Origin of the sequence: Pseudomonas sp. GL-RE-26 (assembly GCF_019956275.1) — a bacterium.
GTDB lineage: Bacteria > Pseudomonadota > Gammaproteobacteria > Pseudomonadales > Pseudomonadaceae > Aquipseudomonas > Aquipseudomonas grandcourensis.
On sequence record NZ_JAHBDI010000013.1, the window covers coordinates 27,001 to 42,678 of the forward strand.

Genomic DNA, 15,678 nt, shown 5'->3' on the forward strand with positions numbered 1-15,678 from the left:
AGCAGCCGCAAGCTTCAAGCTCCAAGCCGCAAGTTCAAAGCTCCTCGCTTGGGGCTTGAAGCTTGGGGCTTGCAACTGACTTTAGGATTCCGATTATGCACAGGCTAAAGCACGGCCTACTTCAGGCCGCCGGTTGGCTGTTCTACCTGAGTTTACTGATGGGCCTCGCCATGGCGTTGCCCGTGTCCACGTTCGACTCCGAGTCGAAGGACTTCATTTTCCTGATTGGCGCCGTAGGTATCTGGCGCTACTCGATGGGTGCCACTCACTTTGTGCGCGGCATGATTTTTCTGTACATCGTCTACCCGTACCTGCGGCGCAAAGTGCGCAAGCTGGGCAAAGCGGCTGACCCGTCCCACGTGTTCCTGATGGTCACCAGTTTCCGCATCGATGCCCTGACCACCGCACAGGTCTACAGCTCGGTGATCCGCGAAGCCATCGACTGCGGCCTGCCGACCACAGTGGTCTGCTCCATCGTGGAAATGTCCGATGAGCTGCTGGTCAAAAGCCTGTGGAACCGGATGAACCCGCCGTCCCGGGTCAAGCTCGACTTCGTGCGCATTCCCGGCACTGGCAAGCGCGATGGCCTGGCCTATGGCTTCCGCGCCATCTCCCGGCACCTGCCGGATGATCGTGCCGTGGTCGCGGTGATCGATGGCGACACCGTGCTGGCCGAAGGCGTGGTGCTCAAGACCGTGCCGTGGTTCCAGCTGTTCGGCAACGTCGGTGGCCTGACCACCAACGAATTCTGCGAAGTGCGCGGCGGCTACATCATGAGCGAATGGCACAAACTGCGTTTCGCCCAGCGCCACATCAACATGTGCTCGATGGCCTTGTCCAAGCGCGTGCTGACCATGACCGGCCGCATGTCGGTGTTCCGCGCCACCGTGGTCACCAACCCGGACTTCATCGCCGACGTGGAAAGCGACTCCCTGCAACACTGGCGCCTGGGTCGCTTCAAGTTCCTTACCGGCGATGACAAGTCGAGTTGGTTCAGCTTGATGCGCCTTGGCTACGACACGTTCTACGTGCCCGACGCGGCGATCAACACCGTTGAACACCCGCCGGAAAAGAGCTTCATCAAGGCCAGCCGCAAACTGATGTTCCGCTGGTACGGCAACAACCTGCGGCAGAACTCCCGTGCCCTGGGCCTGGGGATCAAACGCCTCGGCGTGTTCACTTCGGTGGTGCTGTTCGACCAGCGCGTGTCGATGTGGACCTCGCTGCTGGGCCTGACCGTGGCGTTGATCGCCAGCTTCAAGTACGGCACCGCGTTCATCCTGGTGTACCTGCTGTGGATCGGCATCACCCGGTTCATCCTGACCTTGTTGCTGTCGTGCTCCGGACACCGGATCGGCCCGGCCTACCCGGCGATTCTCTATTACAACCAGATCGTCGGCGCGCTGGTGAAGATCTACGTGTTCTTCCGCCTCGACAAACAGTCCTGGACTCGCCAACCCACTTCTCTGACCCGTGATCTCGCCAGCTTTCAACGTTGGTTCAACACCTGGTCGTCTCGGACCATGACCTTCTCTGCCGGCAGCATTTTTGTCGCCGTGCTGCTGTTGATGGTCTGACCGAACTCGCCTGAATTAACTAGGAAAACGCCCCTATGAATACCGCCGTCAACGCCAACGTAGTGCACGAATCCGAAGCCCAGCGCCAACACGCCCGAGTGAAAATCCCGGCCAAGTTGCGTTTCTTCGGCCCAGACCGGACGCCGGTCGAAGCCCGGGTGATCGACCTGTCCGCCGGTGGCCTGGCGTTCAACGCCGGTCAATTGCCGCTGAAGATCGGTGACGTGTACAAGGCCCGCCTGCAATTCGTCATCGACAACCTCGGCCTGGCCATGGACGTCGAGTTGCAGGTCCGCTCCTTCGATCGCGAGACCGGACGCACCGGCTGCCAGTTCCAGAACCTGGAACCACGGGACATCTCGACCCTGCGCCACCTGATCACTTCGCACCTGGCCGGCGACATCGTCAGCGTGGGTGAAATGCTGGCGACCCTGCAGCGCGACAACTTCACCAAGGCGCGCAAGATGAAGGACGGCGGTCACGGCATGACCGCGTTCGGCCGCATGAAAGCCGTGACCTTCAGCCTGGGGATCTTCGTTGTTGGCCTGGCTGCATTCGGCTTTGTTTTCAAATCGGTGTACGGCATGTACTTCGTCAGCCACGCCCAGGCCGGTCTGGTCAGCGTGCCGGGCGTGAACATCACCATGCCCCGCGACGGCACCGTGCAGAGCCTGGTGAAAGCCGACGGCGTAGCCGCCAAGGGCGCACCGCTGGCGACCTTCAGCACCAGCATGCTCGACGTGCTCAAGGGCCATCTGGACGAAGACCAACTGCAACCGGCCAAGGTTGAAGAACTGTTCGGCAAGCAGATGACCGGCACCCTGACCTCGCCTTGCGACTGCACCGTGGCCCAGCAAATGGTCGCCAACGGTCAGTACGCCAGCAAGGGCGACGTGATCTTCCAACTGGTGCCGCGCAACAGCGAAGCCAATGTTGAAGCGCGCTTCTCCTATCGCCAGTTCGGCGACGTGCGCCCCGGTACTTCGGTGCGCTTCCAGATCGCCGGCGAGGACAAGAGCCGCACCGGCAAGATCGTCAGCAGCACCAGCCTGAAAAGCGCCGACCTGTCTTCGGACATCCGCGTGCTGATCCAGCCGGACGAAACCCTGGACAGCTCCCTCGCCGGCCGCCCGGTGGAAGTGAACAGCGACCGTGGCCCGAACCTGAACTGGCTGATCGACAAAGCCATGGCTGTCGGTCTTTAAGTCGAGGACATGCCTGTGACTACTCCAACCCTCAACACGCCGCCGACCCTGTGGGAGCGAGCCAGCTCGCGATGGGATCGACGCGGTCTGTCTGATGCACCGAGTCGCCTGCTGCGCGAGCAGGCTCGCTCCCACACTGGATTGATGGTGTGCTCGCTGGCCTTGGCAATCAGCCTGGCCGGTTGCGCCGGCCTGCCCGACCAGCGCCTGGCCAACGAAGCGCTCAAGCGTGGCGATACCGCCACCGCCGCGCAGAATTACCGGCAACTGGCAGACCTGGGCTACAGCGAAGCGCAGGTCGGCCTGGCCGATATCCAGGTCGACAGCCGTGACCCGGCGCAGATGAAACAGGCCGAGGCGACCTATCGCGCAGCGGCCGATGTTTCGCCGCGCGCCCAGGCACGCCTTGGACGCTTGCTGGTGGCCAAGCCCGGCTCCACCGAAGCCGAGCAACACGAAGCCGAAACCCTGCTGAAAAAAGCGGCAGCCAATGGCGAAGGCAATACGCTGATTCCGCTGGCGATGCTGTACCTGCAATACCCGCACAGCTTCCCCAACGTGAATGCGCAGCAGCAGATCAGCCAATGGCGCGCCGAGAACAAACCGGAAGCCGGCCTGGCGCAAGTGCTGCTCTACCGCACCCAGGGCACCTACGACCAGCACCTGGATGACGTGGAAAAGATCTGCAAGGCCGCGCTCAACACCAGCGATATCTGCTACGTCGAACTGGCCACGGTCTATCAGAAACAGGCCAAGCCAGAGCAACAGGCCGAGCTGATCAAGCAGATGCAAGCCGCGCATGCCCGCGGCACCGTTTCGGCACAGCGCGTCGACAGCGTCGCCCGTGTGCTCGCCGATGCGTCCCTGGGCAAGACCGACGAGAAAACCGCGCAGTCGCTGCTCGAACCGATCGCACCGGGCTACCCGGCGTCGTGGGTCACCCTCGCACAACTGCTCTACGACTTCCCCGAACTGGGTGACGTCGACCAGATGATGAAGTACCTGGACAACGGCCGCGCCGCCGACCAGCCCCGCGCCGAGTTGTTGCTGGGCAAGCTCTACTTCGAAGGCAAACTGGTGCCTGCCGACGCCAAGGTCGCCGAAGCGCATTTCCAGAAAGCCGTCGGCCGCGAAGTCGCTGCCGATTACTACCTCGGCCAGATCTATCGCCGTGGCTACCTGGGCAAGGTCTATCCGCAGAAGGCCCTCGACCATCTGTTGACTGCTGCGCGCAACGGCCAGAACAGCGCCGACTTCGCCATTGCCCAACTGTTTTCCCAAGGCAAGGGCACCAAGCCTGATCCGCTGAACGCCTACGTCTTCAGCCAACTGGCCCTGGCCCAGAACACTCCGCAAGCCACCGAGCTTGCGCAAACAATCCAAACGCAATTGCCGCCCGACCGGTTGGCCGAAGCCCAACGCCTGTTGAAACAAGAACAGGCCGTGCGCGGTGCCCTGAGCCCGAACACGCCGGAACTGCATGCCCTGCAAGAAGAAGATGGCGAGGAATCCCAATGAAGTTGAATCCATTCATGAAGGCCGGCATTGGCCTGACATTCGCGCTGATCTGGTCTTGCCCGACGCTTGCTGCGATGACTGAAGAAACCAAGAACTTTGGCCTGGAAGTGAAGGTTACCGGCCAATCCGAAGACGACAGTGACCTCGGTACCCAGAGCGGTGGCGACGTCAACGGCGTCGGCCTCGACTTGCGTCCATGGATCTATGGCGAAAGCGGCGCGTGGAGCGCCTATGCCATGGGGCAAGCCGTGACGGCCACCGACATCATCGAGACGGACACCTTGCAAGGGACCGCCAGTGATGGCACCACGCCCACCGACAACGGTGATCGCAAGACCAAGAAAAACTACCTGGCCATGCGCGAATTCTGGGTCGGCTACAGCGGACTTACGCCGTATCCGGGCGAGCAGTTGAAGCTCGGTCGCCAACGTCTGCACAACGCCGACGGCCAATGGCGCGACACCAACATCGAAGCCCTGAACTGGACGTTCGACACAACCCTCTTGCGCGCCAACGTCGGGGTCGCCGAACGTTTCAGCGAGTACCGCACCGACCTCACGGAACTCGCCCCGAAAGACAAGGATCGCCTGCACGCCTACGCCGATGCTTCGTATCAGTGGACACCGGGCAACTGGGTCGGTATTCGCGGTCATCATACCCACGACAACGGCAAGCTCGACTACCCGGAACCGGGCGTGCCGGCCGATTCGCTGGACAAGAAACAGAACGGTGACATCAGCTGGATCGGCCTGACCGCCGACAGCGACGCCTATAACTGGCGCAATACCAACACGGTCAATTACTGGGGCAGCATCACCGGCATGAGCGGCGACATCGACAAGGTCAACCCGCTGAACGCCGATGGCACGTCGCCAGCTGAAGCCAAGCGCGGTGAAAGCCTCAACGGCTGGGCCACCGATGTCGGCGTGCGCCTGCGCCTCGATCCGCAATGGCAAGTCGGTGCTGCCTATGCCCGCGCCAGTGCCGAGTACGAACAGAACGGTCTGGAAAGCAACCGCTCGAACTACACCGGTACGCGCTCGCGGGTTCACCGTTTCGGCGAAGCCTTCCGTGGCGAAATGCAAAACATGCAGACCGCGACTTTGTTCGGCTCGTGGATGCTCAACGACGAATACGACGCCAGCCTGATCTACCACAAGTTCTGGCGCGTCGACGGCAACAAGCCGATCGGCAGCAATGGCATCAACGCCGTCGAAAACAACACCGACGATGCCACCGGCGCAATTCTTTCCACCACGTCCCTGCCGCTGAACGATGGCGAGAAAGACCTCGGTCAGGAGATGGATCTGGTAGTCACCAAGTACTTCAAGCAAGGCCTGTTGCCGGCGGCATTGAGCCAGTCGATCGACGAGACTTCGGCCCTGGTGCGCTTCCGTGGTGGCGTGTTCAAGCCAGGCGATGCGTACGGCAAGGAAGTCGATTCGTACATGCACCGCGCGTTCATCGACGTGATCTGGCGCTTCTGATGCACATTGCGAAGGGAGTCTCCCAGATGAATCATCCAGCCCGAAAAGGCTCGATCAGCCTGTTGGCCGGCGCGATGCTGCTGGCCAGCGCGACTGCCTTCGCCAATGTGGAACCGGCGAAGCCGGTAACCACGGCCAAGGAACTGCAACAGGCCAAGACCTACACCGTCAGCAGCGCGCCGACCGCGCCGTTGGAACTGGCCACGCCGAAACTGCCGGACGTTTCCGGCTACACCGCCGAGGCCATCGCCGCGAAGGTCGTGCGCAGCAAACCGGGCAAGATCAGCCTGCGCCGGATGATGCAGGAAGACGCCCTGAAGGACTTCATCGGTGGCGACAACAAGATGGCCGAATGGGTGGTGCGTCAGCACGGCATCCCCCAGGCAATCTTCGTCGACGACGGCTACATGAACCTCAAGGACCTGGCGAAAAAAGTCCCCAAGCAGTACTTCAGCGAAACCTCGCCGGGAGTGTTCCTCTCCCGGTTGCCGATCGTGGTCGGTCGTCGCGGCATTCTGGAAATCGACAAGCAGACCCAGGAACTGCGCCTGTCCCAGGAGGCCGGTGCGTTCCTGGTCAACGACGGCCAGCTGTTCGTGCGCGATACCAAGATCACTGGCTGGCGCGAGAAGGACAACGGCCCGGCGACGTTTACCTCGCCCAAGGAATTCCGTCCGTTCCTGCTGTCCTGGGGCGGCACCGAGACCTACATCGCCAACAGCAAGATCGCCAGTTTCGGCTACGCCAACAGTAAGTCCTACGGCGTGAGTATTTCCCAGTACACGCCGAACATGGCCAAGGTGCTCAAGCGCCCTGAGCCGACCGGCTGGATCGTCGGTTCCGAATTCTCGGACATGTGGTACGGCTTCTACTGCTATGAAACCCGCGACTTCGTGGTCAAGGGCAACACCTACAAAGACAACATCGTCTACGGCATCGACCCGCATGACCGGTCCCACGGCCTGATCATCGCCGACAACACCGTTTACGGAACGAAGAAGAAGCACGGGATCATTATTTCCCGTGAGGTCAACGACAGCTTCATCTTCAACAACCGCAGCTACGACAACCACCTCTCGGGGCTGGTGATCGACCGTAACAGCGTCAACAACCTGATTGCCCACAACGAGATCTACCAGAACCACACCGACGGCATCACCCTCTACGAGAGTGCCGACAACCTGCTGTGGGGCAACCGCGTGTTGAGCAACAAGCGCCACGGCATCCGCATTCGTAACAGCGTGAACATTCGCCTGTACGAAAACGTCGCCATGGCCAACGGCCTGACCGGTGTCTACGGGCACATCAAGGACTTGAGCAACACCGACCGTGACATCAAACTCGACCCGTTCGACGCCCAGGTATCGCTGATCGTGGTCGGCGGTGAGCTGGCGGCCAACGGCAGCGGCCCGCTGTCCATCGACTCGCCGCTGAGTGTCGAGCTGTATCGCGTGTCCATGCTCGCGCCAGCCAAGGCCAGCGGCATCAGCTTCACCGGCATCCTCGGCGAGCGCCAGGATGAAATTCTCGACCTGCTGGTGCGCCAGCAGAAAGCCGTGCTGATCGACCCTGTCGAACGCCAGACCGAAATGCGGGACTGAGGATAATCTTATGCACCCACACTTGATCAAATTACTCAGCCTGTCGGCCCTGACCGCCGGCATTCTCGCGGCCAGCGGCGGTGTTCGCGCCGACGAAATCAAAGCGCCGAGCTTCACCGCAGAACCGTGCTGCAGCCTGTGCCCGGCTGCTCACGATCCGAAGAACTACACCACCCGTTATCAGCAGAACTTCACCACGCTGGTGCAGGCCCAGGGTGACTGGCTGTTCCGTACGCAAGAAGACTTGCGCACCGAATTCGACACCACGCCCGCCGGCTACAAACGCATGAAACAACTGCACGATGCGTTCAAGAGCAAAGGCGTGGAACTGGTTGTCGTGTACCAGCCGACCCGTGGTCTGGTGAACCGCAACAAGCTCAACCCGGCGGAGAAAGCCAGTTTCGACTTCGACAAGGCGCTGAAGAACTACCAGTCCATGCTCGGTCGTTTCGCGCAGATGGGCTACGTGGTTCCGGACCTGTCGCCGCTGACCAACGAGTCGTTGCCCGACACCCTGCCTGCCCACGATTTCTACTTCCGTGGCGACCAGCACTGGACCCCGTACGGCGCCCAGCGCACGGCGAAAATCGTCGCCGAGAAGGTCAAGCAATTGCCTGAATTCGCCGACATTCCCAAGCGCGAATTCGAGACCAAAAAGTCGGGTCGCATGGGCAAGACCGGAACCTTGCACAACATGGCCGGTCAACTCTGTGGCACCAGCTACGCGATCCAGTACATGGATCAGTTCACCACCGAGCCGAAGGGCGAAGCGGGCGATGGCGATTTGTTCGGCGACTCCGGCAACCCGCAAATCACCCTCGTGGGTACCTCCCACAGTGGCAAGAACTACAACTTCGCCGGCTTCCTCGAAGAGGCCATCGGCGCCGACATCCTCAACGTGGCGTTCCCCGGCGGCGGCCTGGAAGGTTCGATGCTGCAGTACCTGGGCAGCGACGAGTTCCAGAAGAACCCGCCGAAGATTCTCATCTGGGAATTCTCGCCGCTGTACCGCCTCGACCAGGAAACCATCTACCGCCAGATGATGGCGTTGCTGGACAACGGTTGCGAAGGCAAGGATGCACAGATGTCCGGCAGCGCCACGCTCAAGCCGGGCAAAAACGAGTTGATGGTCAACAGCAAGAACATGGACCTGCGCAACGGTAGTCATCAGGTCGACGTCCGCTTCGCCGACACCTCGGTGAAAACCCTGCAAGCCACCCTCTGGTACATGAACGGTCGCCACGAGGACATCAAGATCGACAAACCGGAAACCTCCGAGACTGACGGGCGTTTCGCTTTCGAGTTGCGCACGGATGAAGACTGGGCCTCGCAGAACCTGCTGGCCGTTGAAGTCCAGGGCCCCGAAGCCGGTGCCGCACCACAGAAAGTCGAAGCGAAAATTTGCAAACGCAACGTATTCCCGGGCGCCGAACAGCGTACTGCTTCGGTCGGGCAATGAGGTCTGCTATGCGCTATCCGAAATTTTCAACACTGTTGGCACCGACGCTCTTGAGCCTGGCGATGTTCACCGGGGCCACGCAAGCGGCTGCGCCACTACGTCCACCCCAGGGCTATTTTGCGCCTGTGGATAAATTCAAGACGGGCGACAACAGCGAAGGCTGCGATGCGATGCCGACGCCGTACACCGGCTCGTTGCAATTTCGCAGCAAGTACGAAGGTTCGGACAAGGCCCGCGCGACCCTGAACGTGCAATCGGAAAAAGCCTTTCGCGAGAGCACCGCCGACATCACCAAGATCGAGCGCGGCACCAGCAAGCGCGTGATGCAGTTCATGCGTGACGGTCGCCCGGAACAACTGGAATGCACGTTGAGCTGGCTGACGGCCTGGGCCCAGGCTGACGCGCTGATGTCCAAGGACTTCAACCACACCGGCAAGTCGATGCGCAAATGGGCGCTGGGCAGTATGGCTTCGGCGTACATCCGCCTGAAATTTTCCGACTCTCACCCGCTGGCCACCCATCAACAGGAAGCGCAAGTGATCGAAGCCTGGTTCAGCAAGATGGCCGACCAGGTGGTCAGCGACTGGGACAACCTGCCGCTCGACATGACCAACAACCACTCGTACTGGGCCGCCTGGTCGGTGATGGCCACCTCCGTCGCCACCAACCGCCGCGACCTGTTCGACTGGGCGGTGAAGGAATACAAGGTCGGCGCCAACCAGATCGACGCCGACGGCTACCTGCCCAACGAACTCAAGCGTCAGCAACGGGCCTTGGCCTACCACAACTACGCCCTGCCGCCGCTGGCGATGATCGCCAGTTTCGCCCAGGTCAACGGTGTGGATCTGCGTCAGGAAAACAATGGCGCACTCAAACGCCTGGGTGACCGGGTGTTGTCCGGGGTGAAAGACCCGGATGAGTTCGAGGAAAAGAACGGCAAGGAACAGGACATGACCGACCTGAAAGAGGACATGAAATTCGCCTGGCTCGAACCGTTCTGCTCGCTCTACACCTGCTCGCCCGAGGTGCTGGCGAAGAAGCACAAGATGCAACCGTTCAAGACCTTCCGCCTCGGCGGTGACCTGACCAAGGTCTACGACCCGGCCAATGAAAAGGGCAACAAGGGTTCTTGAGGTTTAACACGATCCAATGTGGCGAGGGGGCTTGCCCCCGTTGGGGTGCGCAGCGCCCCCAAATCCTGACAACGCGGTAATTCAGACAGAGCGCGCGGACAGGTATTACGACTGCTTCGCAGCCGAACGGGGGCAAGCCCCCTCGCCACAGGTTCAGTGTCAGGTGTGAGTTTTTGTGTGATGCCCCCCGGTTTTTCTTGGGGGGTTTGGGGGGGCCGTTGGCCCTTGACTGTTGGTTCAAACAAGGAGAGATCGGGATGGTTTTTTCGTCCAACGTGTTCCTGTTTTTGTTCTTGCCGATCTTCCTCGGCTTGTACTACCTGAGCGGGCAACGCTATCGCAATTTGCTGCTGCTGATTGCCAGCTACGTGTTCTACGCCTGGTGGCGTGTGGACTTCCTCGCGCTGTTCGCCGGCGTCACGCTGTGGAACTACTGGATCGGCCTGAAAGTCGGTGCCGCCGGGGTCAGGACCAAACCGGCGCAGCGCTGGCTGCTGCTCGGCGTGGCCGTCGACCTGTGCATCCTCGGCTACTTCAAGTACGCCAACTTCGGCGTCGACAGCATCAACGCAATGATGACGTCGGTGGGCCTTTCGCCATTCATCCTGACCCACGTGCTGCTGCCGATCGGGATCTCGTTCTACGTCTTCGAGTCCATCAGCTACATCATCGACGTCTACCGTGGCGACACCCCGGCGACCCGCAACCTGATCGACTTCGCGGCGTTCGTGGCGATCTTCCCGCACTTGATCGCCGGCCCCGTGTTGCGTTTCCGCGACCTGGCCGACCAGTTCAACAACCGCACCCACACCCTCGACAAGTTCTCCGAGGGCTGCACGCGGTTCATGCAGGGTTTCATCAAGAAAGTCTTCATCGCCGACACTCTGGCGGTGGTGGCCGACCACTGCTTCGCCCTGCAAAACCCGACCACGGGCGATGCCTGGCTCGGCGCGCTGGCGTACACCGCGCAGTTGTATTTCGACTTCTCCGGTTACAGCGACATGGCCATCGGCCTGGGCCTGATGATGGGTTTCCGCTTCATGGAAAACTTCAAGCAGCCGTATGTCAGCCAGTCGATCACCGAGTTCTGGCGGCGCTGGCACATCAGCCTGTCGACCTGGCTGCGTGACTATCTGTACATCACCCTCGGCGGTAACCGCAAAGGCACGCTGATGACCTATCGCAACCTGTTCCTGACCATGTTGCTCGGTGGTCTGTGGCACGGCGCGAACATCACCTACATCGTCTGGGGTGCGTGGCACGGCATGTGGCTGGCGATCGAGAAAGCCATCGGCCTGAACACTTCTCCACGCAGCTTCAACCCGATCCGCTGGGCACTGACCTTCCTGCTGGTGGTGATGGGCTGGGTGATCTTCCGCGCAGAAAACCTGCACGTCGCCGGTCGCATGTACGGCGCGATGTTCAGCTTCGGCGACTGGTCGCTGTCGGAACTCAACCAGGCCAGCCTCACCGGTCTGCAAGTGGCGACCCTGATCGTGGCTTACGTAACCCTGGCGTTCTTCGGCCTGCGGGATTTCTACACCAATCAGCCTCCGGCCAAGACCAAGCCTGCGGTGAACGTCGACGCCGACGGCCCGGCCGCTGCGACACCGGGAACGATCAAGGCCGTGCCTGGGGATAACCCCGCGAGCATCCACCAGCCTGGCTACACCGTCGGCGTCGAAGCCCAGGTGCAACCGGCCTACTGGACCGCTGACTGGTCGCGCTACGTGATGCGTGCGCTGGTGCTGCTGCTGTTCATTGCCTCGATTCTCAAACTCTCGGCGCAAAGCTTCTCGCCGTTCCTTTACTTCCAGTTCTGAGGGATCTGACCATGACCCGCTCATTACGCATCTTCTACATCGCGCTGTTCCTGGTGACCCTGCTGGTGCTCGGTCTGTGGTCGGTGCGCAGCTTCTTCGGCTTCAGCACCAACGCCGATGCGACGGTGCTCAACGGTCGCTGGACCAAGGCCGTGGAAACGCACTACGACGACGAGTTCCCGATCAAGCGCCTGGGCACCAACCTCTGGGCCGCGCTGGATTTCAAACTGTTCAACGAAGGTCGTCCGGGTGTGGTGCTCGGTCGCGACCAGTGGTTGTACAGCGATGAAGAATTCCACCCGGTGGTCAACGAAGAGCTGAACCTGCAAGGCAACTACGCGCTGGTCGAAGGCGTACGCCAGACCCTGAAAGAGAAAGGCGTACAACTGGTGATGGCGGTAGTGCCGGCCAAGGTGCGCCTGTACCCGGAACACCTCGGTGAAGTGAAACCGGCGAGCATCCACGCCAACCTCTACAAGGACTTCCACCAGCGCCTGGCCGCCGACCGGATTCCGGCCCCTGACCTGCTCGGCCCGCTGCAACAGGCCAAGCAGAATGGCCAGCAAGTGTTCCTGCGCACCGACACCCACTGGACGCCGCAAGGCGCCGAGATCGCCGCCAACCGTCTGGCCAAAACCATTGCCGACCAGTACCCGCTGAGCGGCGAGCCGCAGCGCTTCGTCACCGAACCTGCGGAGACCATCACGCACAAGGGCGACCTGCAGTTGTTCCTGCCGCTCGACCCGCTGTTCGAAAACCTGATGCCGGCGCAAGAGCCACTGCAAAAGCGCAACACCGTGGCAGCGGATGACCAGCCGGCCGGTGACGATGCCCTGTTCGCCAACACCGAAGTGCCGGTGGCCCTGATCGGCACCAGCTACAGCGCCAACCCCAACTGGAACTTCGTCGGTGCGCTCAAGCAAGCGCTGCACAGCGACGTGGTCAATTACGCCGAAGACGGCCACGGCCCGATTCTGCCGATGCTCAGCTACCTCAAGAGCGATGCCTTCAAGAACAGCCCGCCACAGGTGCTGATCTGGGAGTTCCCTGAACGATATCTGCCTGTGAACAACGAAATCGGCGACGCCGACCCGCAGTGGGTCGCAGAGCTTAAACAAGCCGGCGCCCGCCAACAAAACGTAGCCATCAACAAATCCGAGACGCCCGACCGGGCGCAAAACTGAAAGAGAGGTACACCATGACTTTCACTACAACTCCTCGTCGTCTCGCCAAACGCATTGCCCTGGTTGCCGGCCTCAGCGTGCTGTCGGTACAGGCTTTCGCCGGTGGCGACGCCGCCCTGTACGGCCCGACCGCACCGAAAGGCTCGACCTTCGTGCGTATCTACAACGCGAGCAACTCCGAAGTCAGCGCCACCGTCGGCAGCACCAACCTGAGCGATGTCGCGCCACTGTCGAGCAGTGACTTCAGCTTCATGCCGGGCGGCGACTACAGCGCCAAGGTCGGTAGCCAGAGCCTGCCGGTGAAACTGGCCGGCGACCACTATTACACCCTGGTCAACAACGCCAGCGGCGCACCGCAACTGATCGAAGAGCCGCCGTTCAAGAACAAGCAGAAGTCCCTGGTACGCGTGCAAAACCTGAGCGACAAGGCGCTGACCCTGAAGACCGCCGATGGCAAGACCGACGTAGTCCCGAACGTTGCACCCAAGGGTCGCGGCGAGCGTGAAATCAACCCGGTGAAGGTCAGCCTGGCCTTGTACGACGGCACCACCAAAGTCGGCGACGTGAAACCGGTCGCCCTGGAACGCGGTGAAGCCGCGGTGCTGTACGTCACCGGCAGCGGCAGCAGCCTGTCGCCGGTCTGGGTGAAACGCCCGGTGTCGACGCGCTAAACGATTTGCCTGGCTGACGCCGCTCCCACACTGAATCGCAGCGTCAGCCCGGACACGGAACAAAAACAAGAGTGAAACGACAGAACGCAGTAGCTCTAACCAATCGATATTCAAGGAGTAACAACATGATTCCGGTGATCTTGTCAGGTGGTAGTGGCTCACGTCTTTGGCCGCTTTCCCGTAAACAATTCCCTAAGCAGTTCCTGGCCCTGACCGGCGAACACACCCTGTTCCAGCAAACCCTGGAACGCCTGGTGTTCGAAGGCATGGACACGCCAATCGTGGTCTGCAACAAAGACCACCGCTTCATCGTCAACGAGCAATTGGCGGCGCGCAAGCTGGAGTCCCAGCGCATCCTGATGGAGCCGTTCGGTCGCAACACCGCGCCGGCCGTGGCCCTGACCGCGATGATGCTGGTCAATGAAGGTCGCGACGAACTGATGCTGGTACTGCCGGCCGACCACGTGCTGGAAGACCAGAAAGCCCTGCAACGCGCCCTGGCCCTGGCCACTGTCGCCGCTGAAAACGGTGAAATGGTGCTGTTCGGCGTGCCGGCCACCAAGCCGGAAACCGGTTATGGCTACATCAAGTCGACCAACGACTCGCTGCTGCCTGAAGGTGTCAGCCGCGTCTCGCACTTCGTCGAAAAACCTGACGTGAAGCGCGCCACCGAGTTCGTCCAGTCCGGTGGCTACTTCTGGAACAGCGGCATGTTCCTGTTCCGCGCCAGCCGCTTCCTCGAAGAGCTGAAGAAGCACGATCCGGACATCTACGACACCTGCCTGCTGACCCTGGAGCGCAGCAAGCAAGATGCCGACACCATCACCTTCGACGAAGCCACCTTCGCCTGCTGCCCGGACAACTCCATCGACTACTCGGTGATGGAAAAAACCCAACGCGCCTGCGTCGTGCCGCTGACCGCAGGCTGGAGCGATGTCGGCTGCTGGTCGTCGCTGTGGGAGGTCAATGCAAAAGACGCCAACGGCAACGTCACCAAAGGCGACGTGGTGATCCAGGACAGCAAAAACTGCATGATCCACGGCAACGGCAAACTGGTGTCGGTGATCGGCCTGGAAAACATCGTCGTGGTCGAAACCAAGGACGCCATGATGATCGCCCACAAGGACAAGGTCCAAGGCGTGAAGCAGATGGTCAACACCCTCAACGAACAGGGTCGCAGCGAAACCCAGAACCACTGCGAGGTCTACCGTCCGTGGGGCTCCTACGACTCGGTGGACATGGGCGGCCGCTTCCAGGTCAAGCACATCTCGGTCAAGCCGGGCGCGTGCCTGTCGCTGCAGATGCACCACCACCGCGCCGAGCACTGGATCGTGGTCAGCGGCACCGCTGAGGTGACCTGTGATGAAAACGTGTTCCTGCTGACCGAGAACCAGTCGACCTACATTCCGATCGCTTCGGTGCATCGGCTGCGTAACCCGGGGAAGATCCCGTTGGAGATCATCGAAGTTCAATCGGGTAGCTACCTGGGCGAAGACGATATCGAGCGGTTTGAAGATATCTACGGGCGTTCGACACCGGTTGAGCGTGGCGTGGCGGTGAAAACCATCGCGCAATAACGTTCAGTAAAACAAGAAGCCCTCGTCCAGCCTGCTGCGTTCCCTATCCGCAGCAGGCTGGTTGGGGGCTATTAGAAATGATCTTAATTAACTTCAAGCACCAACCATCCCTTAACGTCATAAATTTCTGAATAGCACGAAACAATGATCATCCCTACAGAAGAAGGGGCGGTGTATAAGCCGTTTTGTGTAATAGTCCCTGAGTTTTCATTTATCCAACTATGTGCCTCCCACTTTACCGATGCAGCATTTTCCGAATCAGTACCTGCACCATCAAAAACAGGAAAAAAAGCTCCTAACTGTATAGGTTCCGAGGCTCTGACTTTTATCCATGAACGCTCCTGATCAGCAGGAAAAATAGCTAAAAACTTTGTTTGTTGAGTACCCATATTCGAATCCTCGCAGTACGTTATTTAATACTTCGAGGGCTAACGTACTCCGAA

General features: G+C 60.6%; 12 protein-coding genes. 11 read left to right on the forward strand and 1 reads right to left on the reverse strand.

Annotated features, from left to right (window positions below; all coding sequences use genetic code 11):
• Nucleotides 1-95: 95 nt before the first annotated feature.
• From alg8 to KGB07_RS11485, 11 genes are all read left to right on the forward strand, one after another.
• Complete coding sequence (alg8, locus tag KGB07_RS11435; protein WP_046041957.1) at nt 96-1,577, forward strand: mannuronan synthase; 1,482 nt, start codon at nt 96-98, stop codon at nt 1,575-1,577.
• Between the two features lie 35 nt (nt 1,578-1,612).
• On the forward strand, nt 1,613-2,782 hold the full coding sequence (locus KGB07_RS11440) for an alginate biosynthesis protein Alg44 (RefSeq protein ID WP_046041956.1): 1,170 nt from the start codon (nt 1,613-1,615) through the stop codon (nt 2,780-2,782).
• 15 nt (nt 2,783-2,797) lie between these two features.
• The gene (gene algK, locus KGB07_RS11445) at nt 2,798-4,300 is read left to right on the forward strand and encodes an alginate biosynthesis TPR repeat lipoprotein AlgK (protein ID WP_080925337.1); all 1,503 of its coding nucleotides are present in this window, start codon (nt 2,798-2,800) and stop codon (nt 4,298-4,300) included.
• On the forward strand, nt 4,297-5,787 hold the full coding sequence (locus KGB07_RS11450) for an alginate export family protein (protein WP_223465442.1): 1,491 nt from the start codon (nt 4,297-4,299) through the stop codon (nt 5,785-5,787). The genes algK and KGB07_RS11450 overlap by 4 nt, the downstream gene beginning before the upstream one ends.
• A 26-nt stretch (nt 5,788-5,813) precedes the next feature.
• Nucleotides 5,814-7,388: a mannuronan 5-epimerase AlgG gene (algG, locus tag KGB07_RS11455; RefSeq protein ID WP_046041952.1), complete on the forward strand. Its 1,575-nt coding sequence runs from the start codon at nt 5,814-5,816 to the stop codon at nt 7,386-7,388.
• A gap of 10 nt (nt 7,389-7,398) precedes the next feature.
• Complete coding sequence (locus KGB07_RS11460) at nt 7,399-8,847, forward strand: alginate O-acetyltransferase (protein ID WP_046041951.1); 1,449 nt, start codon at nt 7,399-7,401, stop codon at nt 8,845-8,847.
• A gap of 8 nt (nt 8,848-8,855) precedes the next feature.
• Complete coding sequence (locus KGB07_RS11465) at nt 8,856-9,980, forward strand: mannuronate-specific alginate lyase (RefSeq protein WP_046041950.1); 1,125 nt, start codon at nt 8,856-8,858, stop codon at nt 9,978-9,980.
• A gap of 257 nt (nt 9,981-10,237) precedes the next feature.
• On the forward strand, nt 10,238-11,803 hold the full coding sequence (locus KGB07_RS11470; protein WP_046041949.1) for an MBOAT family O-acyltransferase: 1,566 nt from the start codon (nt 10,238-10,240) through the stop codon (nt 11,801-11,803).
• Between the two features lie 11 nt (nt 11,804-11,814).
• Nucleotides 11,815-12,987, forward strand: coding sequence for an alginate O-acetyltransferase (locus KGB07_RS11475; protein WP_046041948.1), 1,173 nt, complete (start codon nt 11,815-11,817; stop codon nt 12,985-12,987).
• Nucleotides 12,988-13,001: 14 nt separating this feature from the next.
• A complete protein-coding gene (locus tag KGB07_RS11480) occupies nt 13,002-13,658 on the forward strand; it encodes an alginate O-acetyltransferase AlgF (RefSeq protein ID WP_046041947.1) in 657 nt (218 codons plus the stop codon).
• Between the two features lie 125 nt (nt 13,659-13,783).
• Entirely contained in the window at nt 13,784-15,235 is a 1,452-nt protein-coding gene (locus tag KGB07_RS11485; RefSeq protein WP_046041946.1) for a mannose-1-phosphate guanylyltransferase/mannose-6-phosphate isomerase, read from the forward strand.
• Between the two features lie 83 nt (nt 15,236-15,318).
• Here KGB07_RS11485 and KGB07_RS11490 read toward each other — a convergent pair whose 3' ends face one another.
• Nucleotides 15,319-15,624 carry a hypothetical protein gene (locus tag KGB07_RS11490; protein WP_223465443.1) on the reverse strand — a complete coding sequence of 102 codons (306 nt, stop codon included), beginning with the start codon at nt 15,622-15,624 and terminating at the stop codon, nt 15,319-15,321.
• Nucleotides 15,625-15,678 lie beyond the last annotated feature (54 nt).